The 25,786-nt window shown below is 71.3% G+C and carries 22 protein-coding genes; 13 read left to right on the top strand and 9 right to left on the bottom strand.

Annotated features, from left to right (window positions below; all coding sequences use genetic code 11):
* Positions 1-54: 54 nt before the first annotated feature.
* Positions 55-1,041: an ABC transporter permease subunit gene (locus tag SANBI_RS01265; RefSeq protein ID WP_319158192.1), complete on the bottom strand. Its 987-nt coding sequence runs from the start codon at positions 1,039-1,041 to the stop codon at positions 55-57.
* Positions 1,038-2,057 carry an ABC transporter ATP-binding protein gene (locus SANBI_RS01260; protein ID WP_319158190.1) on the bottom strand — a complete coding sequence of 340 codons (1,020 nt, stop codon included), beginning with the start codon at positions 2,055-2,057 and terminating at the stop codon, positions 1,038-1,040. Before SANBI_RS01260 ends, SANBI_RS01265 begins: the two co-directional genes overlap by 4 nt.
* Before the next feature lie 333 nt (positions 2,058-2,390).
* Here SANBI_RS01260 and SANBI_RS01255 point away from each other — a divergent pair, with 333 nt between their 5' ends.
* A complete protein-coding gene (locus SANBI_RS01255) occupies positions 2,391-3,392 on the top strand; it encodes a glycoside hydrolase family 43 protein (RefSeq protein WP_319158188.1) in 1,002 nt (333 codons plus the stop codon).
* Between the two features lie 85 nt (positions 3,393-3,477).
* Here SANBI_RS01255 and SANBI_RS01250 read toward each other — a convergent pair whose 3' ends face one another.
* Positions 3,478-4,389, bottom strand: a complete 912-nt coding sequence (locus SANBI_RS01250; RefSeq protein ID WP_319158186.1) for a LysR family transcriptional regulator — start codon at positions 4,387-4,389, stop codon at positions 3,478-3,480.
* A 71-nt stretch (positions 4,390-4,460) separates the two neighbouring features.
* On the opposite strand from SANBI_RS01250, the gene SANBI_RS01245 reads away from it, so the two are divergent.
* Positions 4,461-5,723: an MFS transporter gene (locus SANBI_RS01245; protein WP_319158184.1), complete on the top strand. Its 1,263-nt coding sequence runs from the start codon at positions 4,461-4,463 to the stop codon at positions 5,721-5,723.
* Here SANBI_RS01245 and SANBI_RS01240 read toward each other — a convergent pair.
* Positions 5,683-8,202, bottom strand: coding sequence for a helix-turn-helix transcriptional regulator (locus SANBI_RS01240; protein ID WP_319158182.1), 2,520 nt, complete (start codon positions 8,200-8,202; stop codon positions 5,683-5,685). The two genes, SANBI_RS01245 and SANBI_RS01240, sit on opposite strands and share 41 nt — an antisense overlap.
* Before the next feature lie 276 nt (positions 8,203-8,478).
* Positions 8,479-9,318: an aldo/keto reductase gene (locus SANBI_RS01235; protein WP_319158180.1), complete on the bottom strand. Its 840-nt coding sequence runs from the start codon at positions 9,316-9,318 to the stop codon at positions 8,479-8,481.
* 123 nt (positions 9,319-9,441) lie between these two features.
* Between SANBI_RS01235 and SANBI_RS01230 the strand changes: the two genes are divergently transcribed.
* The gene (locus tag SANBI_RS01230) at positions 9,442-10,101 is read left to right on the top strand and encodes a GNAT family N-acetyltransferase (RefSeq protein WP_319158178.1); all 660 of its coding nucleotides are present in this window, start codon (positions 9,442-9,444) and stop codon (positions 10,099-10,101) included.
* Between the two features lie 157 nt (positions 10,102-10,258).
* Here the strand turns inward: SANBI_RS01230 and SANBI_RS01225 are convergent, their stop codons facing one another.
* Positions 10,259-10,678, bottom strand: a complete 420-nt coding sequence (locus SANBI_RS01225) for a hypothetical protein (RefSeq protein WP_319158176.1) — start codon at positions 10,676-10,678, stop codon at positions 10,259-10,261.
* An 85-nt stretch (positions 10,679-10,763) separates the two neighbouring features.
* Between SANBI_RS01225 and SANBI_RS01220 the strand changes: the two genes are divergently transcribed.
* The 6 genes from SANBI_RS01220 (at position 10,764) to SANBI_RS01195 (ending at position 18,674) form a co-directional block, all read left to right on the top strand.
* Positions 10,764-14,549 carry a TM0106 family RecB-like putative nuclease gene (locus SANBI_RS01220; protein ID WP_319158174.1) on the top strand — a complete coding sequence of 1,262 codons (3,786 nt, stop codon included), beginning with the start codon at positions 10,764-10,766 and terminating at the stop codon, positions 14,547-14,549.
* 153 nt (positions 14,550-14,702) lie between these two features.
* A complete protein-coding gene (locus SANBI_RS01215) occupies positions 14,703-14,906 on the top strand; it encodes a cold-shock protein (protein ID WP_042437666.1) in 204 nt (67 codons plus the stop codon).
* 319 nt (positions 14,907-15,225) lie between these two features.
* On the top strand, positions 15,226-16,734 hold the full coding sequence (locus SANBI_RS01210) for a carboxylesterase/lipase family protein (RefSeq protein WP_319158171.1): 1,509 nt from the start codon (positions 15,226-15,228) through the stop codon (positions 16,732-16,734).
* A gap of 314 nt (positions 16,735-17,048) precedes the next feature.
* Entirely contained in the window at positions 17,049-17,252 is a 204-nt protein-coding gene (locus SANBI_RS01205; RefSeq protein WP_012865286.1) for a cold-shock protein, read from the top strand.
* 323 nt (positions 17,253-17,575) lie between these two features.
* The gene (locus SANBI_RS01200; protein WP_179913650.1) at positions 17,576-17,776 is read left to right on the top strand and encodes a hypothetical protein; all 201 of its coding nucleotides are present in this window, start codon (positions 17,576-17,578) and stop codon (positions 17,774-17,776) included.
* 121 nt (positions 17,777-17,897) lie between these two features.
* Positions 17,898-18,674: a class I SAM-dependent DNA methyltransferase gene (locus tag SANBI_RS01195; protein WP_319158167.1), complete on the top strand. Its 777-nt coding sequence runs from the start codon at positions 17,898-17,900 to the stop codon at positions 18,672-18,674.
* Positions 18,675-18,800: 126 nt separating this feature from the next.
* Here the strand turns inward: SANBI_RS01195 and SANBI_RS01190 are convergent, their stop codons facing one another.
* From SANBI_RS01190 to SANBI_RS01180, 3 genes are all read right to left on the bottom strand, one after another.
* Positions 18,801-19,310, bottom strand: coding sequence for a mycothiol transferase (locus tag SANBI_RS01190; RefSeq protein ID WP_319158165.1), 510 nt, complete (start codon positions 19,308-19,310; stop codon positions 18,801-18,803).
* 89 nt (positions 19,311-19,399) lie between these two features.
* Positions 19,400-19,885, bottom strand: coding sequence for a manganese efflux pump MntP (locus SANBI_RS01185; protein ID WP_319158163.1), 486 nt, complete (start codon positions 19,883-19,885; stop codon positions 19,400-19,402).
* 418 nt (positions 19,886-20,303) lie between these two features.
* Complete coding sequence (locus SANBI_RS01180) at positions 20,304-21,017, bottom strand: GntR family transcriptional regulator (protein ID WP_056135265.1); 714 nt, start codon at positions 21,015-21,017, stop codon at positions 20,304-20,306.
* A 137-nt stretch (positions 21,018-21,154) separates the two neighbouring features.
* On the opposite strand from SANBI_RS01180, the gene manD reads away from it, so the two are divergent.
* The 4 genes from manD (at position 21,155) to SANBI_RS01160 (ending at position 25,782) form a co-directional block, all read left to right on the top strand.
* On the top strand, positions 21,155-22,363 hold the full coding sequence (gene manD / locus SANBI_RS01175; RefSeq protein ID WP_319158160.1) for a D-mannonate dehydratase ManD: 1,209 nt from the start codon (positions 21,155-21,157) through the stop codon (positions 22,361-22,363).
* Between the two features lie 123 nt (positions 22,364-22,486).
* Positions 22,487-23,878 (top strand): MFS transporter, encoded by a 1,392-nt coding sequence (locus SANBI_RS01170; protein ID WP_319158158.1) that lies wholly within the window; start codon positions 22,487-22,489, stop codon positions 23,876-23,878.
* On the top strand, positions 23,875-24,909 hold the full coding sequence (locus SANBI_RS01165) for an L-idonate 5-dehydrogenase (protein ID WP_319158156.1): 1,035 nt from the start codon (positions 23,875-23,877) through the stop codon (positions 24,907-24,909). The genes SANBI_RS01170 and SANBI_RS01165 overlap by 4 nt, the downstream gene beginning before the upstream one ends.
* A 129-nt stretch (positions 24,910-25,038) precedes the next feature.
* A complete protein-coding gene (locus SANBI_RS01160; RefSeq protein WP_319158155.1) occupies positions 25,039-25,782 on the top strand; it encodes a Type 1 glutamine amidotransferase-like domain-containing protein in 744 nt (247 codons plus the stop codon).
* The last annotated feature ends 4 nt before the right edge of the window (positions 25,783-25,786 follow it).

Genomic DNA, 25,786 nt, shown 5'->3' with positions numbered 1-25,786 from the left:
CCCGCAGCCGTCTCTCGTGCCGTCAGCAGACGTGGCTGATCAGCCGCCGCCGCCTCAGCCCACGTCCCGCCGGCGGAAGGTCACGAGCCCCACGGCGACCACCACGGCGAGCAGCACCACCAGACTGACCGCACCGTTCGTCAGCGACACCGTCTTCTCGATCGTGTCGCACATCGTGCCGGAGGCGTCGGTCGTGCAGTCGTCGACCCAGTACATCGACTCCCCCTGCAGCACGGCCTCGAACTTCAGGGTGAGCAACCACGGCTTGAGGGCGTCGACCGCCGAGCCGATGATCCCCTCGACGACGATCACGTACCCGAGCAGCAGACCGATCGCCGCAGCGGTGCTCCGCACGACCATCGCGACGGCCGCGCCGAGCACTGCGACCCCGATGGCCGTGAGCGTCAGCCGCAGACCGCCCACGGCGAGGTCCGACCACAGCTCGCCCGTGACGTCGCCGAGCGTCCCCCACATCCTGAAGATCGCCCACGCTCCCCCGACCACGAGCACGGCGGCGAGGATCGCCGGGACGACGACCCCGAGGCCTGCGGCGGCCAGCTTCGAGGCGTAGACACGGGTCCTGCGCGGTTCGAACGTCAGCCAGCTGCCCATCGACCCCGTCGCGAACTCGGCCGCCACGAAGCTCACGCCGACGAAGAACGCGTAGAGCAGGACCGCGTACCCGATCCCTGTCAGGACCGACCCGGCCTGGTCGGTGAAGAGCTGGTCGGGCCAGAGATACGTCTCGGACTGAGGGGCCATGGACTCGCAGTAGTACGTCGCCGTCGGGTCTGTCTCCTGGGCGGCCTCCTCCTGCTCGTAGCAGTCGGCGAGCGTCGCCTCGCCGTTGACCTCCCAGTCGGCGAGGGCCTCCTCGTAGTACTGCTGCGAGAGCGCTTTCTCCTCCTCGCTCGCCGGTGCCGACGACTGCCAGACGGCGACGAGCGCGAGGACGACCACCCCGAGCAGCCCGAGGCTCGCGACACGGGTGGTGCGGCGGCTGAAGAACCTGTCGATCTCGACCCTGAGCAGGCGCATCATCGGGAGCCTCCTCGGCGTGAGCGGCGGGTCGGTCTCCCGGACTCTTCGGCGCGCGTCCCGGGTCCCTCACCTGCGGTGAGCTCGAGGAACACCGCTTCGAGCCCGGCCTTGATCGCGACGAGCTCGTGGACGTACTGCCCGTGCTGGGCGAGCACCTGCGTGATGTCGGCGGGGTCGGCAGCACCGTCGACCAGCAGCGCCTCGTGGTCGGCGCGGACGGTCAGCCCGGCTCGCTCGAGGATCTCGCGTGCCTCGCCGGGCTGGCGGACACCCACCCGGACCGTCGTGGCAGACCCCGCGACGATGTCCTCGACGCGGCCGCTGGCCAGCAGCCGTCCGTGCCCGATGATCGAGACCGTGTCGGCCACCTGCTCGACCTCCGCGAGGATGTGGCTGCTCACCAGGACAGTCTTGCCCTGGTCGGCGAGCGTCCGCATGGTCGTGCGGATCTCCCGGATCCCTGCCGGGTCGAGGCCGTTGGTCGGCTCGTCGAAGATCAGCAGGTCGGGGTCCTTGAGCAGCGTCGCGGCGATCGCCAGGCGCTGCTTCATGCCGAGCGAGTACGTCTTGTAGCGGTCGCCCGCGCGGTCGTCGAGGCCGACGGCCTCGAGGACCATCCCCACCTCGGACGAGGGGACGCCGATGGCGCTCGCGAGCAGGTCGAGGTTCTTGCGCGCCGTGAAGGTCGGGAAGAACTTCGGCTGCTCGACGATCGCGCCGACGCGGCCGACGATGTCGGGCAGCGCCCGCGGGACCTCCTGGCCGAGGATCGTCATCGTCCCCGAGTCCGCGCGGACCAGGCCGAGCAGCATGCGGATCGACGTGGTCTTGCCCGAGCCGTTGGGCCCGAGGAACCCGTGCACCCCACCGATCGGGACGTCGAGGTCGAGGCCCTGCACGGCGACGTGGCGACCGTGCCGGTTGCGGTAGGTCTTGCGCAACCCGCGCGTGCTGATCGCGAGCGACCGGGGATCGACGTCGGGCGGCGGGCTGGTGGTCTGGGCGTGTGCGGGCATCGGCTCCCCCTGCTGGCGGCACGGCGCCCCGCTGCGGGGCACCCTGACGGAGCGTAGCCAGTCGCAGACCTCCCCGTCTGTAGTCCTCTGGGTGGATATCGCCAGGTCAGGGCGATCGAGACGAGGCATGAGGAGGGTCGTCGACCCTCGACAGGGCCCGAGGTCACACCGGCGAGTGCTCGCCCGACCGCTGGACGGACGGCCAGACCGACGACGGTCGAGGGGTCCGGCCCCCTGGCCCCTGACCGACTCCCTTGTTAACGTTCACAGTGCGCACCGACGCGCCCGCGCAGCCTGGCTGCGCCCCACGCCGCACCCTCGGAGGACGTGCTCGTGACCGAGAACAGCACCACCACACCCACCCCCTCGAGCGGCACCGGCGCCGCTCCGGACTGGGCCGGGTACGTCATGGTCCACCACGACGACGCGACCCACGAGGTCCACGCCATGCTCTCCGACGGCGACGACCCGACGACGTGGCGCGCCCTCGACGGCGGTGCCGGGATCCTCGCCTCCACGATGGGCGAGCAGGGCCTGCGCGACCCGCACCTGCTGCGCTCGGCCGACGGATCGACCTTCTACCTGCTCGCGACAGACCTCGACATCCGCGTCACCGAGCGCCCGGGCGTGACGGGCAGCTTCTGGGACTGGCTCGGCCGCCACGGCAGCAGGTCCATCAACGTGTGGGAGTCCTCCGACCTCATGACGTGGGGCCCGCAGCGTCAGGTCGAGGTCTCGCCGCCGAGCGCCGGCATGGCCTGGGCGCCCAAGACCGTGTGGGACCCCGAGGCCGAGGCCTTCCTGGTGCTGTGGTCCGCCCGGCTCTACGCCGACGACGACCCCGAGCACACGGGCTCGGGCCACCACAGGCTGCTCGGCGCGCACACGACAGACTTCGTCACCTTCACCGAGGCCGTCGACCACGGGCACCCGACCCGGTCGGTGATCGACGCCCTCGTGGTGCCCGACCCCGACAGCGACGGTGGCTACGTGCGCTTCGTCAAGGACGAGGCCGCGGGCCTGGTGTTCTCCGAGCGGTCGACCGACCTCCATGCCGAGGCGTGGGACCCGGTCTCGGACAGCGTCACGGCGGGGACCGAGACCGGGATCGTCGAGGGTCCGCTCGCCTTCAGGTCCTTCACCGACGGCGAGTGGTACCTGTGGGTCGACGAGTACACGGGCGCCGACCGCGGCTATGTCCCCTTCCACGCGTCGTCGCTGACCGCCGAGCGCTGGGAACCCGTCGAGGGGTACACCTTCCCGGGCAAGATCAAGCACGGGACGGTCCTTCCTGTGACGGCGCAGGAGTACGCGCGGCTCGCGACACGCCTCTGAGGACGACGAGCCTCGGCGCGGCGGGTCTGAGCACAGCGGGTCTGAGCACAGCGAGCAGATCCTCATCGAGGCACGGCTCGCCACCTCACTGCGCCTGGCCTCCGGCCCTGGTGAGCGAGCGCAGCGTGCCGAGCACGGCGAGCACCGCCTCGGACGTGACGTCCGGCAGCATGGCCGCGCCGATGTCGCGGCGCGCCCCTGCGTCCGAGAGCGGCACCTGGACGCACCCGGCCGGGGTCGTCGTGGTCTGCGGCGCGACCGCGACGCCGAGCCCTGCGGCGACCAGACCTGTGAGGGTGTGCAGGTCTTCGCCCTCGAAGGCGATCGACGGCGACACCCCCGCGTCGGCGAAGAGCTCGTCGACCGACCCGCGCAGCCCGTAGCCGACCTTGAGCGTCACGAGGGGCTCGTCCGCGAGCGCAGCGACCGAGACCGCTCCCGCACCCGCAGCCGCGTGGCCCGCCGGGACGAGGAGCACGAGCCGCTGCTCGAAGAGCGGGACCACGCGGAGCCCGTCAGGCGCAGGGTCGAGCCGCGAGACGAGGGCGATGTCGGCCTCGCGGGCACGGAGCGACTCGAGGCACGAGGCGCGGGCACCCTGGCTCAGCACGAAGCGGACCGACGGGTCGTCGTCCCGGACGGTCCGGATGAGCTCGGGCACGAGCTGTTCGCCGAGGGAGGTCTGGAAGGCCAGACGGACCGTCGTCTGCGCGCGGCGCCCCTCGGTCTCGACCGCGGCGAGGCCGTCGGTCAGCACGTCGAGGGCCCGCTGCGCGTACGGGACGAGGGTGCGGGCGGCGGCGGTGAGCCGGACCCCGCGCCCGTCAGGTTCGAGCAGGGGTGCCCCGATCTGGCGCTCCAGACGTCGGACCGTGCGGCTGACCGTCGGCTGCGGGACGCCGAGCATGGCGGCGGCGATGGTCACGTGCTCGACCTCGCCGAGCGCCACGAGCATCCGCAGGTGCGGCAGGAGTGCGGCTACCGGATCGTCTCTCATGTCGTGAGCGTATGAGAAGGAGCGGCCCGATGCATTAGAGGTATCAGATCCGCACACCTAGCGTCGTCCGGGTGACCACGACAGCCACCCGTCCCACGGCTCTGAGGCCCGCCCGCGAGCTCCCGCAGGTGATCGGCGAGCGCCGGCTCGCTGCTGCTCTGTGGTGTGCGGGCCTGGGCACCTTCGCGCTGCTCTACGCACCGCAGGGGCTGCTCACCGACGTCTCGGCGTCGCTCGCCGTCAGCCCGTCGCGTGCCGCCCTCCTCGTGTCGGGCGCGACCCTCGGCCTGGCAGCCTCGGTGATCCCCTGGGCATGGCTCTCGGACCGGATCGGCCGGCCCGAGGCCATGCGCGTCGCGGCGGTCGCCTCAGCGGTGCTCGCCGTCCTCGTGCCGTGGCTGCCCGGTTTCGAGCTGCTCGTCGCCGGGAGGTTCCTCCAGGGCGCGGCGCTCGGCGGCATCCCGGCCCTCGCGATCGCCCTCGTGCACGACTGGTCGCTCCCGGCCAGAGCCGGTGCGCTGGCCGGTTCCTACGTCGCGGCAACCTCGGTCGGGGGTCTTGTCGGCCGGCTCGTCTCGGTCCCGGTGGCGCAGCACCTGGGCTGGCGGCTCGGGCTCGTCGCTGTCGGTGCCTGCCTCACCGCGGTGATGGCCCTGCTGGTCTTCCTGCTCCCTCCCGGGACCCCTCGTGGTCAGCGTCCGCACCGGGCGGTCGGCGCACGAAGCCCGAGCCAGCTGGCCCACCTGCGGGCGCACCTGCACGACAGGACGCTCGTCGCGCTGTTCTGCGTCGGCGGTCTGCTGGTCGGCGGGCTGGCGGCGATCTTCAACTACCTGCCCTTCCGGCTGGAGGCCCCGCCCTACGGGCTCGCCCCGACCGTCGTCTCTCTCGTGTTCCTCACCTATCTCGCAGGGACCGTCGGATCACGTCTCGCGGGTGCGCTCAGCGACCGATGGAGCCCTCGGACGGTCTTGGTGATCGCGTGCTCCCTCATGGGCGTCGGCGCTGTGGTCACGCTGGCCCGGCCGCTGCTCGTGGTCGTCGCGGGTGTCACCGTGCTGACCCTCGGGCTGTTCGTCGGGCACGCCGTCGCGGCCAGCCGGGTGGGAGCCCGGGCGACGACGGGTCGGGCGCAGGCGACGGCGCTCTACACGGTCGTCTACTACGCGGGCGCCAGCCTGTTCGGCTGGGTGGCCGGCCACGCCTGGGGCCTCGTCGGATGGGTGGGGGTTGTCGGACTGGTCGTCGCACTGGCCGCTGTGGCGCTCATGCTGGTGCTGTCCGTGCCCACCCTCACACGAACATGTGCAGCGTCAGGTCCTGCCGGCTCGTGAAACCGAGCTTGTGCAGCAGGCTCGACATGTGGTTCTCGACGGTCCGCACGCTCAGCGTGAACTCTGTCGCGATCTCACGGTTGGACAGCCCGTCACGAGCCAGCAGGGCGATCTGCCGCTCACGTGTGGTGAGCAGCGGGGAACCTTCTCCAGGGTCGCCGGGGTCTGCAGGCGCCAGTGCCGAACCGTCTCCGGGCCTGCCTCCCAGCATGGTCCACGCTGTCCGGCGGGGTGCGTCGTTGACGATGGTCGTGGCCGGACCAGCCAGCACCTCGAGCACCGCGAGGTCCCCTGCCGAGAGCGCCTCGTGGAGCCTCACGAGGGAGTCGAGGAGCGGCACGTGGCACCTGGCGTAGAGGTCACGGACCTGACGCACCCGCTCTGGGCTGTGCGGCCCAGGATGTGCGAGCCAGCACCAGAGCGCGGGAAGCAGCAGACCGGCCTCGACGTGCCGCTCTCCGGCGACCCAGAGCTCCTCCACCTTCTCGGGGTCGGGGTCCAGCGCCGTCCGGGCCACCTCACCCATGGACTGCAGCAGAGGGCTGTACCCGCTCGGCGTGAGGTCGAGCTCGGTCGACAGAGCCCGCGCGAGATCACTGTCTCCCACCCGGGTCCTCAGCAGGGTGCCCAGGGCGAGCGACCTCCTGTAGTAGGTGTTCTCGAGCGGGCCAGGGCTGCCGAGGCGCAGGGACACGGTGAGCGTCCGCCAGGCCTCCTCAGACTGACCACGGGTGCCCAGGACCACGGCGAGAGCGCAGGCGTTGACCCGGATCCCGAGCCCGTCGAGAGCGTCGAGGGCGCGCTCGAGAGCGGCGCGAGCGTGATGCTCCGCCTCGCTGACACGGCCGAGCATGAGGAGGGACTCGCTCTGGATCCCGTCGAGATAGTGCATCTGCTCGGTGCTCTCGATAGTCCCGTCGACCTGCTCGCACACGGCGAGCGCCAGATCAGGCCGCCCGGCCTCGAGGAGCGCGCTGGACTCCAGGACCGGCGCCCAGCCCGCGACGGGGACGCCCGCTGCTGCTTCCCGCGTCGTCGCACGGATGTCCTCGTCCTCGCCGGGCCGTGCGGCTGCCCGCTCGGCGGCGACCCGGGCGCGCTGGGCAGCGACGGGGCCGGGACGAGTCGTGGGGTCAGAGCCGACAGAGCTGTCGCTCCACACGGCCCACCGGGTCGCGAGCACGTCGAAGAGGGCACGCGACTCAGGGGTGTCGCCGTCGGTCTGCTCGGTGGCGGAGAAGATCGTCTCGACCTCGACAGGGTCGGCAGGACGGCGCAGCAGGACCCCGAGGAACGCGTTCGCGTGGTCGACCGTCGGTGCCAGCAACCAGGTGGCGCGGTGGCGCGCGACCTCGTCCTCGGACCTGGCGTGCACCAGCACGGCGATCTCTGCAGCCCAGCGCGGGTACTCCTCGGGTGCCGCAGGCAGCGAAGCCGAGGCTCGGGTCTGGACAGCGGAGCGGTCGAGGCGTTCCTCGCCGGACCCAGAGCCTCGGTCCGCACGATGCCCACCCTGGTCCGCCCTGCGCACCCCCTGGCCCTCGCCCTGCGCGGAGGAGTCGCCGGAGATCGCGCGTGGACCGAGGGTCCCTGTGCGCAGCGCACGACCCAGCGCGGGCGGGGAGACGGCGACGACGGTGTGCGTGCCGTCGCACCTGTGCATGACGACCCGACCGCGCCGGACGAGCGCAGAGAGCACGTCGCCGCCGACCAGCAGGGCGGCGTCACGCTCGTCGAGGGTGCCGTGCTCGGCGAGCACGACGAGCGCCTCGAGCTGCTCGGCAGGGACCTGCGGCAGCAGCCCGTGAGCGACCGAGTCGACCGCGATCGAGTCCATCGTCCCGGCCTTGACCCAGACGCCGCCCTCGACACGCACCACGCCCTCGACCCTCGCGGCGTCGGCGAGCGCGAGCGCGACCCGCGGGTTGCCTGCGGACCGGGTGGCGATCGCCGAGACCACACCGATGCTCGCCGGCCCGCCCAGAGCCGACGTCAGCAGCCGAGACGTCTCCGACAGCCCCATGGCCTCGACGCGGACCCGGGCGGGTGCACGCTCGGCGACGAGCAGTGCCGCCGGGGACGTGTACAGCGCGCGGACGTCTGTCCCCACGGTCGCGACCATCCGGGCGTCGACGACCGACAGGAAGGTCCGGACGACCGCGACCGTCGCGTCGTCGACCCTGTCGAGGTCGTCGACGAGGAGGAGCGGTCGTCGCCCGGACAGCTCTTCGCGCATCCACGCGACCCAGGACTTCTCGGAGAGCTCCCCGCGGGGGGCGGAGTCGTGCGCGCGGAAGGGCCCGAAGGGTCGCAGGGTGTGCTGCGCACGGATCGAGAGGACCGAATAGCTCCCTCGGGCCGTGGCTGTCGTCGCGACGTCGCGCAGCGCCCAGCTCTTGCCGGCTCCGGCGTCACCGGTCAGCAGGACGTCCCGGCCGACCGCCAGCCATCGCGCCGCTGCCGAGCTCGATGTGCTCATGAGGTGCTCCCCGTCGATCGAGGTGCGCCCCGGCGCTACGTCGCCGGGGTCGCACACGTGACCCTCACCCCTCGCGAACGCGTCGAGACTTCGCGAAAGGGATAGAACCGTACCTCGACAGCATCGCACGTCGACGGGGCAGCGAGTAGCCCCGTCCGCCAGCCTGTGGACGCTGCACCGGAGCCACCCCGCCCGGCACCGTGGCCGGGACGGCAGGGGACGACCGGCGTCAACCTCGCCGGTCTCGTCGACGACCGGCCGTCCCCCGGTCCGGGCTCAGCGCATCTGCGTGAAGTCTGCCGTCGCGGGGTCGGCGCCCGTGCGGTTCCCGGCCTCGAGAGCGTCGACCTGGGCGATCTCGTCGGCGCTCAGCTCGAATCCGAAGACGTCGAGGTTCGCAGCGATGCGCTCGGGGTTGTTCGACTTCGGGATGACGATGGTGTCCTGCTGCAGGTGCCAGCGGAGCACGACCTGCGCGGGGGTCACGCCGTGAGCCTGGGCGATCGCCGTGACCTCGTCGGACTCGAGGTCAGCGCCGCGGCCGAGCGGGCTGTAGGCCTCGACGGCGATCCCGGCCTCCCGCGAGACGCGGACCAGCTCGGACTGCTGGAAGGTGGGGTGCACCTCGATCTGGTTGACGGCGGGGACGACGTCGGTCTCCGCGAGAAGCTTCTCGAGGTGCTCGGGCAGGAAGTTCGACACCCCGATGGCCCTGACGGCCCCGTCGGCGAGAAGCTTCTCGAAGGCACGCCACGTCTCGACGTACAGACCCTTGCTCGGGACCGGCCAGTGGATGAGGTAGAGGTCGACGTAGTCGATGTCTAGGGCGGCGCGGGACGCCTCGAAGGCCGCGAGCGCCTCCTCGTAGCCCTGGTTGCCGTTGCGGAGCTTGGTCGTGACGAACACGTCCTCACGGGCCAGGCCGCTCGCGCGGACGGCGGCGCCGACGCCCGCCTCGTTGTAGTAGCCGGCGGCGGTGTCGATGTGGCGGTAGCCCGTCTCGATCGCGGACTCGACGATGCGCTGGGTGTCGTCCTCGGCCACCTGGAAGGTGCCGAAGCCGAGCTGGGGGATGGTGACGCCGTTGTTGAGTGTGATGTCAGGGATCTGTGTCATCTCTCTTTCCTACCCCAGCGTGCCGGGCTTCTCATCCGGAACGGTGCGGGCCTCCACCCGTCGAGCTCCACCCTTCCCGTCCGCTCTCCCGTGGGACACCACGCGGGCTGTAGGTTGCTCCGTGTGAACGAGACCACCCCCACGACGACGACGTCGCAGCCCCGCTTCACCATCCGCCCAGCGCGGACCACGGACCCCGCCGAGGTCGACCGCCTGTACGACATCTGCCTGCGCACAGGTGCGTCGGGCGAGGACGCGTCACCGCTGTCCGAGCGTCCGCGACTGCTCGGCGACGTCTACCTCGGTGCGTACCTGCACCTCGAGCCCGAGCTGGCCTTCGTGCTGGTCGACGGATCGGTCGAGGGCCCCGAGGCCGTGGTCGGCTACGTGATCGGCACCCGCGACACCGCGGCCTTCGAGGAGACCCTCGAGCGCGAGTGGTGGCCCGAGGTCGAGCAGCGGTACCCGGCGGGCTCTGCGCCGGAGGGGTCCTACGACGCCGGGATCGTCAGCCGCGTCCACGACAGGTCACGCACCGACCCAGCCGTCGTCGCGGAGTTCCCCGCCCACCTGCACGTCGACCTCCTGCCGGAGGGGCAGGGCGGCGGCAACGGACGGCGCATGCTCGAGACGCTCTTCGACGCCCTGCGCGACCTCGGCGTGCCGGGGGTGCACCTCGGGGTCGGCGCCGACAACACCCGCGCGATCGGCTTCTACGAGCACCTCGGCTTCCGCCGCCTCGGCGACGGCGGCTGGCAGCTCGGCCTGGACCTGCGGCGCTGAGGCGGAGCCGGGTCTGGCTGGGCTGGGCCGCGTCTGGCTGGGCAGAACCGGGCTGGGTTGGGCTGGGCCGGGTCTGGCTGGTCTGAACCAGGCTGGACTGGTCTGGACTGGACTAGGCTGGGCCGGGTCTGGCTGGTCTGAACCAGGCTGGACTGGTCTACGTCGACGGGCGTCGTGCGACGGTCGCCGCAGCAGCGAGGACCGCGACGAAGACGCCCGCGGCCACAGCGCCCCGCAGGCTCGGGGTCAGGCCGGCGAGCAGGACGGCTGCCGTGAGCGCGCCCGCGACCGAGGCCGCGAGCGGTGCGCCGACAGACCTCGCAGGACCGTGGCCGGGCGCGAAGACCACGACGGTCGCCGCCGCGAGCACGCTCGTGGCGCCCACCAGCAGACCCGTCCCGCCCCAGAGCAGGACAGCCCAGGCGGCAAACCCGCCCGAGGAGTCGAGCAGCGCGAGCACGAACCCGACGACAGACCCGATGACGCCGCCAGCCCCGACCAGGCTGAGCCCGCGCGCGACGGTGCGCGACGGGACGACCGGCGTGGTGGACGGCTGGGGCCTGCGCATCGAGAGCATGGCGTCATCGTAGGTCTGCGCCGGACCGTCAGGAGCGCGGGGTAGGTTTCGGGGCAGGCATCCCTGCCCGGCGGAAAGGCCATCTGTGTTCTTGCGTGACGAGGTCCTCATCAGCAGCGCGACCGACCTGGCGGTCGCCGCCGAGTGCGAGCTCGCGCTGCTGACCGACATGGACGAGCGGCTCGGCCGCTCTCCGCGGACCGTCGCCCCCGACGCGATGCTGGAGCGCACGACGAGCCTGGGGCTCGAGCACGAGGACAGGGTGCTCAGCGGGTACCTGTCACGCCTGGCGGCTGCCGCAGCCGAGGCAGCAGGCACCGAGGACTACGCCTTCACATCGACAGCCGTCCCCGGCTTCGTCTCCTTCGCAGGCCAGGACTGGTCGACGCTCGACGACCTGCGCGCGGCCCACGACCGCACGGTCGCGGCGCTCCGCGACGGTGCCGCGCTCGTGTACCAGGGGGTGCTGTTCGACGGTCGGTTTCTCGGTCGCCCCGACTTCCTCGTCGACGATGCCGCGCTCGCCCGGGCCACGCCGGCCGCCGGCGCGGAGAGCTCCCTGCTGAACGGTGAGGCGCACGGGGAGGACGGAACCGACGAGCCCGGCAGCCCGGACTCCCCCGGCGTCACCACCTCCCCGCTGGTCACGGTCGTCGACACCAAGCTCGCGCGGCACGCCCGGGTCACGGCGCTGCTGCAGCTCGCCGCGTACGCCGACCAGCTCGAGCGTGCGGGGGTCCCCGTCGCACCGTCGCTGCGCCTCGTCCACGGCGACGGGTCGGAGTCCGAGCACCCGCTCGCCGACGTCCTGCCGGTGTACCGCGAGCGCCGCGCCCGGCTCGAGCGGGTCGTCGACGCGCACCTCGCCGACGAGGGACCTGTCGTCTGGGGTGACGAGAGGTTCTCAGCCTGCGGGCGCTGCCCGGCCTGCACCCGGCACGTGGTCGCGCAGCGCGACCTGCTGCTCGTCGCAGGCCTCCGCACGACCCAGCGCACCCGCCTGCGCGCCGCCGGCATCTCGACGATCGACGCAGTGGCCTCGAGCACCGGACCTGTCGAGGGCATGCCGGACCGCATCCTGGCGGACCTGCGCGACCAGGCCGCGATGCAGGTGGCGCAGGACGCCCGGCCGCCGCTGCCCGACGGCCGCTCTGACGTGCGGGCCGCGGTCGTCTCGCCCGTCGCCCTCGAGGCTCTCGCGGTCCCGGACCCGGGTGACGTGTTCTTCGACTTCGAGGGCGACCCGCTGTGGACCTCCCCCGGGTCGACCGACTGGGGGCTGGAGTACCTCTTCGGTGTCGTCGAGGCGCCGACCGAGGCCGGCGCCTCGCCGGTGTTCCGCGCCTTCTGGGCGCACGACCGCGCGCAGGAGAAGCAGGCGCTCCTCGACTTCTTCGCATACCTGCGCGATCGCCGGGCGCAGTTCCCCGGCATGCACGTGTACCACTACGCCCCCTACGAGAAGACGGCGCTGGGCCGACTGGTCGGCCGGCACGGGGTGGGCGAGGAGCAGCTCGACGACCTGCTGCGCCACGGTGTGCTCGTGGACCTCTACGCGACGGTCCGTCAGAGCGTGCGGGTGTCGCAGCCGTCGTACTCCCTCAAGAAGCTCGAGCCCTTGTACATGGGTGACCAGCTGCGCGACGCCGACCTCGACAACGCCGCCGACTCGATCGCGCAGTACGCGCTGGCCTGCGCCGCGCGGGACGAGGGACGCAGTGACGAGGCCGCCGCGACCCTCCAGCTCATCGAGGGCTACAACCGCTACGACTGCGTGTCGACGCTGCGCCTGCGCGACTGGCTGCGCACCCTCGCCACAGAGCACGGCGTCACGCTCCGGCAGGCCGACGACCCTGCAGACCTCGTCGACCTCGCTGACGTGGAGGACGAGCCGTCCGACCCGCTCGTCGACGCGCTGCACGCTGTCGCAGGAGACGCGCGCGACCTCCCAGCGGGTGAGCGCGGTCCTGACGACCAGGCTGTCCTGCTGCTCGCCGCGGCGCTCGGCTACCACCGCCGCGAGGACAAGCCGTTCTGGTGGGCGCACTTCGACAGGCTGACCTCACCGCCCGACGAGTGGGCCTCGAGCCGCGACGTGCTCGTCGCCGACGAGGCCACGGTGCTGCGCGACTGGTTCAAGGAGGGATCACAACGGTCGCTGCGCCGGGAGCTGAGGTTCGTCGGCGCCCTCGCGACAGGCAGTGCGCTCGGCGTCGGCTCGGGCGTCTGGTGCATCTACGACGCACCTCTCCCCGAAGGGCTCACGCCCCCGGTCGGCGGTGTCCGCCAGGTGAGCGGCACGTCGACAGTGCTGTCGGTCGAGACCGACGCGCTGGGTCGTGACGTGGTCGTCGTCGAAGAGGTCCTCAAGAAGGGCCTCGAGCCGTACCCCGAGGTCCCGATGGGTGTGGGACCGGGGAGCCCGGTGCCGACAGGACTCGTCGAGGGAGCCGTGCGCGAGGTCGCGGAGCACGCCGTGCGTTCCCTCGACGGTGGCGCCGGACGCTTCCCCGCCCAGCCCGCGCTCGACGTCCTGCGCCGTCTGCCCCCGCAGCTCAAGGCCGACGAGCGCGCCGAGGTCTCGGCCGACGTCGACGGCTCCGACCTCGGCCTGCCGCCCGTCGGCAGCGGCAAGGGTGCGTACATCTCGGCGATCACTGACGCCGTCCGACGCCTCGACCGCTCCTATCTCGCCGTGCAGGGACCGCCCGGGACGGGCAAGACCTACGTCGCCGCCCGCGTGATCGAGCGGCTGGTGCGCAGCGGGTGGCACGTGGGTGTCGTCGCGCCGTCGCACGCCGTGGTCGAGCACCTGCTCGACAAGGTCGTCGAGGCCGGCGTCCCCGCCTACCGCGTGGGCAAGAAGCCGCAGGGCTCGGGCGAGCACACCAAGGCCTGGACGGCGATCGGCGACAAGAAGCAGGGCAAGTTCCTCGGCGAGCACAAGGACCACGGCTGCGTGATCGGCGGGACAGCCTGGGACTTCGCGAACGCGAACAAGATCGGGCGCCGGGCGCTCGACCTCCTCGTGGTCGACGAGGCCGGTCAGTTCTCCCTCGCGAACACCGTCGCGGTGTCCGTCGCCGCGGAGAACCTGCTGCTCCTCGGTGACCCCCAGCAGCTGCCGCAGGTGAGCCAGGGCACGCACCCCGAGCCCGTCGACGGATCGGCCCTCGGCTGGGTCGCCGACGGTCACGACGCCCTCCCCGCCGACCTCGGCTACTTCCTCGAGCGCACCTGGCGTCTGCACCCCGAGCTCTGCGCACCGGTCTCGCGCCTGAGCTACGAGGGACGCCTGCACTCGGAGGAGGAGGCCACGACTGCACGGCGGCTCGACGGCGTCGCGCCGGGCGTGCACGTCGTCGAGGTCGAGCACCGCGGCAACGCTGTCTCCTCGATCGAGGAGGCCGCCGTCGTCGTCGAGCAGGTGCAGGGTCTGCTGGGCCGGACGTGGCGCGATGGTGACCACGAGCGTCCGCTCGCCCCCGAGGACCTGCTCGTCGTCGCCGCGTACAACGCGCAGCGCGCGCTCGTCGAGACGCACCTGCGGCGAGCCGGGATCGAGGGTGTCAAGGTCGGGACGGTCGACAAGTTCCAGGGCCAGGAGGCCGCTGTGGTCCTCGTGACGATGGCCGCCTCGTCGGTCGAGGAGGTGCCGCGCGGCATGGGGTTCCTGCTGTCCCGGAACCGCGTCAACGTGGCTGTCTCCCGAGGTCAGTGGGCTGCGGTGATCGTGCGGTCCCCTGCGCTGACGGACTACGTGCCGACGACACCCGAGGCGCTCTGCGAGCTCGGGGCCTTCATCGGTCTGTGCGCCTCCGGTGGAGATTCGTCGATCCTGGGTCTAGCCACGACGCCCTCGACCCTGTAGTGTCGTTCTTGAAGTTGCAGTGCCTCTCATGTCTTTGCCGCACCGGGCCACATGCCCACGCGGATCTTGTTCTTTCAAGAGTTGACGACGGAACACCGTGACGAGCGTCCTCCACACGGGAGGGCGTCCGACAACTCTTGAAGGAGTATCGAAATGACTGTTGGAACTGTGAAGTGGTTCAACGCTGAAAAGGGCTTCGGCTTCATCGCACCCGAGGACGGCTCGGCTGACGTGTTCGCGCACTACTCCGCGATCGCCTCCTCCGGCTACCGCTCGCTCGACGAGAACCAGAAGGTCGAGTTCGACGTCACCCAGGGCCCGAAGGGCCCGCAGGCTGAGAACATCCGCCCCCTCTGATTCTGGATCTGCTGACCTCAGCCCTCGGCTGACGGTCGCTGCCTGAATCTTTGACGAGTGCCCCGGGTCCATCGGACCCGGGGCACTCGTGCGTCCGGGGTCAGGAGTACCGCACCGCAGGCTGGCCGTCGGCTGGAGCCGGACGGGGAGTCTCTGACCTGCCCGGCCTCCCCTGCGACGCCCTGGAACGTCGACCTGCACCGGATCACCCCACGGCCCCACCTCCGCGCCCAGCGGGACAGGGGCCCGAGCGGCTAGCCTCGTCAAGAGAGAGTCACCCGCTCACCAGCGGGTCCCCGAGCACAGCGAGGAGCCGCCCGTGTCCACCCCCGTGAGCACCCAGGTCGACACTGCCCAGGGAACGGTCCGTGGCACGACCACACCGACAGGCCTGCGAGCCTTCCGCGCGATCCCCTACGCGGCTCCCCCTGTCGGCAACCTGCGCTTCCGCGCGCCGCAGCCCCCTGCACCGTGGACGGGTGTCCGCAACGCGATGCACCACGGTCCCGTCGCGCCGCAGCGCGTCTCCCAGGCCTTCTCGGCGGCCGGTCCGGACACCGACCAGTCCGAAGACTGCCTCACCCTCAACGTGCTCGCCCCGGCCGAGCCCTCTGACACGCTGCGGCCCGTGATCGTCTGGTTCCACGGCGGCGCGTTCTCCCAGGGGTCGGCCTCCGCCCCCGCCTACGCCGGCGACTCCCTCGTCGAGCGCGGGGACGTCCTGGTCGTCACGGTCACCTACAGGCTCGGGGCGCTCGGCTTCCTCGACTTCAGCCAGTTCTCGACGCCCACCCGGACCTTCGAGTCGAACCTGGGCCTGCGCGACCAGATCGCAGCCCTCGAGTGGGTCCAGCAGAACATCGCAGCCTTCGGCGGGGACCCGGATGCTGTGACCATCGCCGGGCAGTCCGCCGGAGCCACCTCGGTCACCACGCTCATGTGCATCCCTTCGGCTACCGGGCTGTTCCACCGCGCGATCGCGCAGAGCCCAGCCCTCGGTGCCGCCTACGGCCCGGAGCGTGCGGCCGGCTGGGCCCGCGACTTCATCACCTGGCTCAAGACCACCGAGAGCCTCGCCGTCGACGCGCTGCTCTCGGCCCCGCCGGAGGAGCTCGTCTCCGCGGGTGCCCGCCTCGTGGCCCTCTCCCACAGGGAGGCGCCCGGTGCTCTGTGCATGAGCCCCGTCGTCGACGGCGACCTGATCCCCGAGCACCCCAGCGACGTCTTCGCGTCGGGGCGCGCGGCAGCGGTCCCGCTGCTCGTCGGCTCGACCAAGCACGAGGGCGCAGCCTTCGGCGCGCACGGCTCGCTGCTGCCCACCAGCTCAGAGTCCATCAACCTCATGTTCGAGATCACCGACCCCGGCGCCCAGCTCAAGGTGCTGTCGGCCTACCCCGGCTACCCGAGCCACCGCGCCCGGGCACAGCTGGTCGGCGACGCCACGTTCTGGGTCCCTGCGGTCCAGGCCGCGCAGCACCACTCCCGCACAGCGCCGACCTTCGTGTACCGCTACGACTTCACGACGCCCATCCTCAACCTGCAGGGGCAGGGCGCGTCCCACGGGACCGACATGCTCGCGGTCCTGGGCTCCCTCGACTCCTCGCGCGCCCGCTCGGCCACCCTCCTCGGCGGCGCGGAGGAGCTCGCGGCCCTCAGCGGACGCATGCAGGACCACTGGCTGGCCTTCGCCCGCTCGGGTGATGCCGGCTGGCCGGCCTACGACGACGACGACCGCCCCACCAAGATCTTCGCCGCCCACCACCGCGTCATCAGCGACCCGGGTCGCGAGCGTCGCCGCGCCTGGGAGGGCGTGGCTCGGTACCGCTGACTCGCGCGGGCAATCCCACTCCTCTGACCTGCACAGACACCACTCAGACGACGCTCGCCGCCCCCTGGTGGACGGCGGGGCGACGAGCGTGTGCTAAGGACAGCCACTCAGGGCACCGCACAAGTTCTCCACAAGGTCTAGCCTCCGCGCCGGAGATGTGGCTAAAGTAGGCCGCGAAGTTGCAGTGCCTCGCACGTCTTACCTGCACCGACGCGAGTCGGGGTAGTTCTTGGTCTTCAGGAGTGGACGACGAACACCGTGACGAGCGGCCTCCACAGGGGAGGCCGTCCGACAACTCTTGAAGGAGTATCGAGATGGCAGTTGGGACCGTGAAGTGGTTCAACGCAGAAAAGGGCTTCGGCTTCATCGCACCGGAGGACGGCAGCGCTGACGTGTTCGCCCACTACTCTGCGATCCAGAGCTCGGGTTACCGTTCGCTCGACGAGAACCAGAAGGTCGAGTTCGACATCACCCAGGGCCCGAAGGGCCCGCAGGCGGAGAACATCCGCCCGCTCTGATCGCCACGCGATGATCTAGACATCTGACGTGGGGCCCTCGCCGAGACGGCGAGGGCCCTTCGCCGTCTCGGCGAGCCCGGCAAGCCCGGCAAGCCCGGCACGAGCCGACCGACCCCAGACCTGCAGAATCCGGCAGATCAGTGCTCGGCCAGCCTGGCACCCCAGCTCAGCGTCGCGACGTCGCGGGTCACACCTGCCGCGATATTGATCTCGGTCGGAAACCGCGAAGTTCCGCCGTTCGTCACCGCCCATGGGTAGAAGTACCCATGGAGACCACCCCATCAGCCGTTGAGGGTCACGACAGGTCGTCCTACTGTCGCAGTGTGATCAGGCAGACACTCTCCACCACCGACGCGGCACCCGCGACGCTCGTCTCGCTCGCGCGCGCCGGGTTCGCCGGCCTCCGGCTGGCCGAGCTCCGCGTCCCGGCCGCCCTGGTGCCCCCGGGCCAGCTGGTCCTGCCCCACGCGGGACCGCTCCCCCGTCGCACCTCGGCACGCCGCTCCACCTCCGCCACAGCCTGACGGCCGGCACGCCCCCACGCTCGTCGCACGGTCGTCAACGACGCCGGCTGTGCGGCGGAACACCACCGCGCTCGATCACCGTCGTGCGATCCAGCGCCACCAGATCGGCTAGCCTCCCTGGATGGGATCCCGACCTGTGCCCCTGGACGCGCACTACACCGACCCCCTCCTCGTCTCCCTCTACGACGCGGAGAACTCGGGGCGTGACGACACCGACTTCTACCTCCGGCTCGCCGCAGGGCTCGAGGCCCGCACGGTCGTCGACATCGGGTGCGGGACCGGCGTCCTGGCCGTCGACCTCGCACGCGACGGTCGGGCTGTCGTCGGCGTCGACCCCGCAGGCGCGATGCTCGACATCGCCCGGGCGCGACCTGACGGCGACCTCGTCACCTGGGTCGAGGGGACAGCCGACGATCTCGTCGAGCTCGTGCCGCCGGGATCGGTCGACCTCGTCGTCATGACGGGGCACGTGGCGCAGGTGTTCCTCACCGACGACGACTGGGCACAGGTCCTCGAGGTGGCAGCCCGCCTGCTCGGCCCCGGAGGTCATCTCGCCTTCGAGACCCGCGACCCCGACGCCGCGGCCTGGGAGCTGTGGACTCCCGAGCTCACGCACGAGGAGGTGGTCACCGACGACGGCAGCACGAGCACCTCGTGGGTCGAGGTCACCTCGGTCGACGGTGGCCTCGTCACCTTCGACGGGCACACGGTGCTCGAGGGCGGCGTCGACAGGGTCAGCACGAGCACACTGAGGTTCCGGGACCAGCGCGAGGTGCTCGGCTCCGTCGAGCGCGCGGGGTTCGAGCAGGTCACCGTGCACGGCGGCTGGGCCGGAGAACCGGTGGGACCGGGCACCACGGAGCTCGTGGTCGTCGCCACGGCACCGCGACAGGCCTGATGCTCCGGTCCGCATCCGCGGGTCCTGCAGCTGGCACCCGTGCAGCCGCCAGCCCTGCAGCCAGACCCGAGCAACCGGCAGTCCTGCAGCCGCCAGCCCTGTGCGTCAGCCGTTCAGCACTGGGCGTCAGCCCCGCTCGACGATCCCCCGGACGTACGCGGCCTGGCCGACGTGCTCGAGGTCGTCGGCCAAGATGCTCAGCACCCGGACGCCGACAGTCAACGGCGGGTCGTAGGACTCGTCGATCACCCGCGCGAGATCGGCCTCGCTGAGGCCTGCGAGGATCGTCCGGGTCCGCTCGAAGGTCGCGTCCTGGTACCCGACGAGCTGCTCTGGGGTGATGCCCCGCACGGCTGCCACCTGGTCGTGGTCGTGACCGTAGCCCGTGTCGGAGGGGTCGAGGGAGAGCCCGAAGGAGTCGGCCCAGCCCTCCGTGAGCCAGACCTCCTCAGACTCGGCGAGCGCCGCCATCTGGGCGTCCTGCACACGCGAGGTGTGCCAGAGCAGCCAGCCGATCGAGTTCGCGTCCTCGTCGGGGCGCGCCTCGAGCTGCTCGGCCGACAGCCCGTCGGCGGCCTCGCGCACACCGTCACGGACCCGCTCGAATCCTTCGGTCAGCACGTCGAGAGCAGTCATGGAGGTCCTCCGAGAAGTTCGGTCCTGGGGGTCGAGCACCGGTCCGGTGCGACACCCGCTGTCCTCTTCACCCTCGCACAGGCACCTGCTCAGAGCACGCCGGTGTGCTCCAGGACGATCGAGGTGCCGATGCCGATGAGCACCAGCCCTCCGAAGATCTCCGCAGGCCGCCCGACCCGCGCACCGACGCGTCGGCCCACCACCACACCGACGAAGGCCAGCGCGGCCGTGGTCACGCCGATGAGTGCCGCCGCCCCGACGATCGGCACGTCGAGGAAGGCGAGGCTGATCCCGACCGCGAGGGCGTCGATGCTCGTCGCGACGGCGAGGAGCCCGAGCTCGCGCAGGTCGAGAGAGTCTGTGTCGACGGCGTCGTCCTCACCGGGCCGGACGGCCTCCCAGATCATCTTGGCGCCGATGATCGCGAGCAGACCGAAGGCGACCCAGTGGTCGACGCTGACGATCGAGTCGGCGAACCGGGTCCCCAGCGCCCAGCCGAGCACCGGCATGACAGCCTGGGCCAGACCGAAGGCGACGGCGATCACGACGGCGTGCCGCAGGTTGAAGGTCTTCATGTGAAGGCCTTTTCCGAGGGCCACCGCAAAGGCGTCTGCGGAGACGCCGAGCGCGACGAGAACGAGCGTCCAGAAGCTCATCGGAGGAGGGCCTTTCGTGGGCGCGCGGCAGGTCCTCAGGAATTCTGCGCCGCGACACGAGAACGTGCCTGCAGCCCAGGACGACACGAGCCGTGGCGGGGAGATCGGGGGGAGGACGGACGTCGGCGCTGGTCCGGAGACGGTCCAGCGGCTCCCGACGGTGCGGCACCGTCGCGTCCGAGAACCGACACTATCGCGCTGGGGAGGCCCCGGAGGCGCTCAGCCGTGTGAGGCTGATCTCCGAAGAATGCGGTCGGGGGAAGCACCCGAAGAATGCACCCGCACCGCGGAAAGAGAAGTTCGGACATCCGAATTCTTGGCCCGCCCGGACGGCCGTTCAGCCCCAGACGGCGACATTCTTGCGGCGCGGCGCGACACCCGTGTTGGTCGCGAAGAGCTCAGGCGAGTGCCGCCTGACGCTCTCGATGTCGTCGAACACGCCCCGCAGGTGCTCGCGGAGCAGCGCACGGGCCTCGTCGTGACGGTTCTCCAGGACGGCGTCGAAGATCCCGCGGTGCTCGTCGAGGAAGCCCTGCGTGGTGGCCTTCTCCTGGAGCCCGAGGTGGCGCGCCCTGTCGAGGTGCCCCTTGGCCGCGGAGACCGTCGGCCAGGTGCGCTCGTGCCCGGCGAGCCGCAGCAGGTCGTGGTGGAACGCCTCGTCGAGCTCGAAGAACCTGTCCATGTCGCCGCCGGCCTCCTGCTGCTCCTGCAGGTTGGCGCGCATGCGCTCGACGACGTCGGCGTCGGGGGTGTCGGGGAGGTCGTCGAGGGAGGCGAGCTCGACGGCCTCGCGGAGGAACTGCGCGTCCGAGACCCGTGCCGGGTCGACCCGCGAGACGAAGGACCCGACCTTGGGGAACACCTGCACGAGCCCCTCCTGCTGCAGCAGGATCAGGCTCTCCCGGACCGGGGTCCGCGAGACACCGAGCGCGGCCGACAGCTCGTTCTCCGACAACGGCTCCCCGGGCGCGAGGTCGAGCGTGATGATGCGCCGGCGCAGCTCGTCGTAGACGGCTCTGCGGCTGGAGGTGCGGGGAGGTGCGGCGGGCATGGACCCATCGTAGTGAACAGCGCTGGTCGACATCTGGGACTTGACGGTTCTGGCATGCATGGTCTTACATACAAGAGATGTATCGCAGACTTCCAGCGGTGCTGACGCCGATGACGCCGTCCGAGGAGACACACACCATGAGCACGATCGAACGCGCCGAGGTCTTCGTGGCCGGCCCGGGCCGCAACTTTGTCACCCTGCGCATCACCACCTCCGACGGGGTCACCGGGATCGGCGACGCCACCCTCAACGGGCGCGAGCTCTCGGTAGCCAGCTATCTGCAGGACCACCTCGTGCCGTTGTTGATCGGCCGCGACCCCGCGCGCATCGACGACATGTGGCAGTACCTCTACCGTGGCGCCTACTGGCGCCGGGGCCCCGTCACCATGACCGCGATCTCCGCGGTCGACACGGCGCTCTGGGACATCAAGGGCAAGGTTGCCGGGCTGCCCGTCTACCAGCTGCTCGGCGGGCGCTCGCGCGACGGCGTCATGGTCTACAGCCACGCGAGCGGCCGCGACACCGCCGAGCTGCTCGACGACGTCACCCGCTTCCAAGAGCTCGGCTACAAGGCGATCCGCGCCCAGGCGGCGGTCCCCGGCGTCGGCGGCTCCTACGGCGTCCGCAAGGGTGCGATCTACGAGCCCGCCGCGACCTCCCTCCCCGACGAGCAGCCGTGGTCGACCGAGGCCTACCTGCGCTTCGCCCCGACCTACCTCGAAGCCGTCCGCGAGCATGCCGGACCCGAGCTGCACCTGCTGCACGACGTCCACCACCGGCTCACGCCCATCGAGGCTGCGGCCTTCGGCAAGAGCGTCGAGGCCGTCCGCCTGTTCTGGATGGAAGACCCGACACCTGCCGAGAACCAGGACGCCTTCAGGCTCATCCGCCAGCACACGACGACCCCGATCGCCGTGGGCGAGGTGCTCAACAGCATCTGGGACGTCAAGGACCTCATCACGAACCAGCTCGTCGACTACGTGCGGACGACGGTCGTGCACGCCGGCGGCATCAGCCACCTGCGACGGATCTTCGACCTCGCCGCCCTCTACCAGGTGCGCACGGGCTCCCACGGCGCGACGGACCTCTCACCGGTGACCCTCGCGGCGGCCGTCCACCTCGACCTCACGGTGCCCAACTTCGGCGTCCAGGAGTACATGGAGCACGCCCCCGAGACCATGGAGGTGTTCCGCAGCGGCGTCACCCTCGCCGACGGCATGCTCAACCCGAGCGAGGCCCCCGGCCTCGGTGTCGAGTACGACGAGAAGGCCGCAGCGCGCTTCCCCTACGACCCCCGCTACCTGCCCGTGGCCCGGCGCCTCGACGGCTCCGTCCACGACTGGTGACCACCTCCGGCTGAACCCCTCGGCACCCCGGGTCGACGCAGACCCTGGGCCCCCCACCCCCGCGCGCCGACGCGGACCCCCTGCGCAGCATCGTTCCGCCCACGCGGAGCAAAGGAGCACACGATGACGCACGACAAGCCCACGACCGAGAAGCCCGGACCCGTGACCCGCACGACAGGTGACCTCAAGCGCGCCGCCGTCTCCGGATGGCTCGGGACGGCCATGGAGTTCATGGACTTCCAGCTGTACTCCCTGGCCGCAGCGATCGTCTTCAACGAGATCTTCTTCCCCGACGTCAGCCCCGCGATCGGCCTCATCGCCGCGATGGGCACCTACGGTGTCGGCTACGTCGCGCGCCTCGCCGGGGCCGTGTACTTCGGACGGATGGGTGACCGCATCGGGCGCAAGCAGGTCCTCTTCATCACCATCGCGCTCATGGGTGCCTCGACCACCCTCATCGGCGTCCTGCCCACCTACGCGCAGATCGGCATCGCCGCCCCGGCGCTGCTCGTGGTCCTGCGGCTCGTCCAGGGCTTCGGCGCCGGAGCCGAGATCGCCGGCGCGACGACCATGCTCGCCGAGTATGCCCCGGCCAAGCGCCGCGGTGTCATCGCCTCCCTCGTGAGCCTCGGCACCAACTCCGGGACGCTGGCTGCGACGGGCCTGTGGGCCATCCTCATCGCGGTGCTCTCCGAGGAGCAGCTGCTCTCGTGGGGCTGGCGCCTGCCGTTCCTGCTGAGCTTCTTCCTCATGATCCTCGCGGTCTGGATCCGCCGGAACCTCAAGGAGAGCCCGGTCTTCGAAGACCGCGCCGACCTCGACGAGGACGGTGTCGCCCTCAGCCGCGAGGAGATCGCCGCCCAGGCCGCGACGAGCGAGGAGAAGAGCGTCCTCGACGCGGCGCTCAAGCAGCGCAAGGGCAAGGCCTTCTTCATCGCGCTCGGTCTGCGCTTCGGCCAGGCCGGCAACTCGGGCCTCATCCAGACCTTCCTCGTCGGCTTCCTCGCCACGACCCTGCTGCTCGACCGCAGCATCGCGACCAACGCCCTGCTCATCAGCTCGGCTGTCGGCTTCGCGACGGTCCCGCTCGTCGGTCTCATCAGCGACCGTGTCGGACGCCGCCCGGTCTACATGGCGCTCACCGTGATCTCGGGCATCCTCGCTTTCCCGCTCATGCACCTCATCGCCCAGGGGCACACGGTCGCGGTGACCATCTCGATGATCCTGCTGCACAACCTCGCGGTCCTCGGTCTGTTCTCGCTCGAGTCCGTGACGATGGCCGAGCTGTTCGGCGCCCGCACCCGGTTCACCCAGCTCGCCCTCGCCAAGGAGATCGGCGGCATCCTCGCGACAGCGATCGGTCCGTTGCTCGCCGCGACGCTCACCGCCGCGACAGGGTCGTGGTGGCCCATCGCCGCGATGCTCGTCGCCTACTCGGCCATCACACTGATCTCCGCTGTCGTCTCCCCTGAGGTCCAGGGCCGCGACCTCGTCCTGCTCGAGGACGCAGCATGAGGGCCGTCGTCGTGCACGGCGCCGGAGACCTGCGCGTCGACCAGGTCGCCGACCCCGTCGCGGGCCCGGGCGAGGTGGTCGTCGCGATGGAGTGGGGCGGCATCTGCGGCTCCGACCTCGCGTACTGGAAGCACGGCCGGTCAGGCACGGCCGTGCTCCGGCACCCGATGGTCCTCGGCCACGAGGTCGCCGGGCGCATCACCGCCCTGGGTGAGGGTGTGCGCGGGCTCGAGACCGGGCAGGCTGTCACCTTCCAGCCCGCCCAGCTGGTCGGCGACGGGGTCATGCCCGAGCGCCTCGCCGGACGCACGAACCTCTACCCCCAGGTGCGGTACTTCGGCTCAGCAGCCTTCGACCCGCACACCGACGGCGGGTTCAGCGAGCTCCGCGCCGTCCGGGCGGAGCAGGTCCGACCGCTGCCCGACTCGGTCTCCACCCGCCGTGGTGCTCTCGCCGAGCCGCTCGCCGTCGCGCTGCACGCGGTCGGCCGGGCGCCCGACCTCACCGGGCGGACCGTGCTGGTCAACGGGGCGGGCCCCATCGGGTCTCTCGTGGTGGCCGCCGCGAAGCACGCCGGGGCGGCCCACGTGATCGCCGCCGACCTCGCACCGGCCTCCCTCGAGGTCGCCCGCGCGATGGGCGCGGACTCGACGGTCGACCTGACGACAGGCACGCTGCCCGAGGACGTCGAGCTCGTCTTCGAGGCCTCGGGCGCACCGGCCGCGATCGGGGCCGTGCTGCGCGCGACCGCGAAGGGCGGGACCGTCGTCCAGGTCGGCAACCTGCCCGGGACCGCCGCCGAGGTCACCCTCGGTGACCTCGTGACCCGCGAGCTCACGTGGATCGGGTCGTACAGGTTCTCCGAGGAGGTCGACGACGCGATCCTCGCGCTCGCCGACGGCCTCGACGTCGACCCGCTGATGACCCACACCTTCGGCATCGAGGACGCGGACGAGGCGCTGCGGACGGCGGCAGACAGGACGTCCGGGAGCAGCAAGGTCATGCTGCGGCTGGGCGGCGACACCGCCTGAGCACCCAGCCCGTGGACACACCCGACGCGTCCACGGGCCCCTGGCTCAACGCCTCTCACCTCGAGAGGAGCACCCGGACGAGCCGGAGCTGACGGCCGAGGCTCCGGCGGCGCCCGATAGCGTGGGTGCATGACTGCTTCTCGTCCGACGATCCTCGCGACGAGTGCCGGGTTCGTCCCGCACCCTCGTCTGCGCTTCACCTTCGGCCCGATGATGGCGCTGGCCGTCGACCTCGCCTCTGAGAGGGGCGTGGTCGACGGTCGGCGCGCGCGCATCTGCGTCGTCGGGACGGCCTCGGGTGACGACGCGCGCTTCCAGCGAGACATGGACGAGGCCGCGCGGGACTCCGGGTACGAGCTGCACCACCTGTCGCTGTTCTCGCAGCCGAACGTCGACGACGTGGAGTCTTACCTCCGGGGCTTCGACGTCGTGTGGGTCAACGGCGGGTCGGTCGTCAACCTGCTGGCCGTGTGGCGGGCGCACGGGCTGCCCGAGATCTTCCGCACCCTCTGGCAGGACGGGGTCGTGCTGGCCGGGATCTCGGCGGGCTCGCTCTGCTGGTTCCAGGGCGGCACGACAGACTCCTTCGGGCCGGAGCTCGCCCCGGTGACCGACGCACTCGGGTTCCTCCCCTACGGCAACAGCGTCCACCACGACTCCGAGGACGGACGCCGTCCGCTGATCCACCGGCTCGTCGCCGACGGCACCTTCTCCGAGGCGCACTGCACCGACGACGGTGCGGGTCTCGTCTACCGCGGCACCGAGCTGGCCGAGGCCGTCACCGAGAAGGAGGGAGCGTCAGCCTGGCGGGTGCGGCGTGACGCGGACGGCACGACGGTCGAGGAGCAGATCCCGACGCGGCTGCTCGCCTGAGGGC

The sequence above is a fragment of the Sanguibacter biliveldensis genome (assembly GCF_033798665.1).
GTDB lineage: Bacteria > Actinomycetota > Actinomycetes > Actinomycetales > Cellulomonadaceae > Sanguibacter > Sanguibacter inulinus.
The sequence above is the reverse complement of the archived record's forward strand: the minus strand, read 5'-3'. Positions and strand labels throughout refer to the sequence as shown.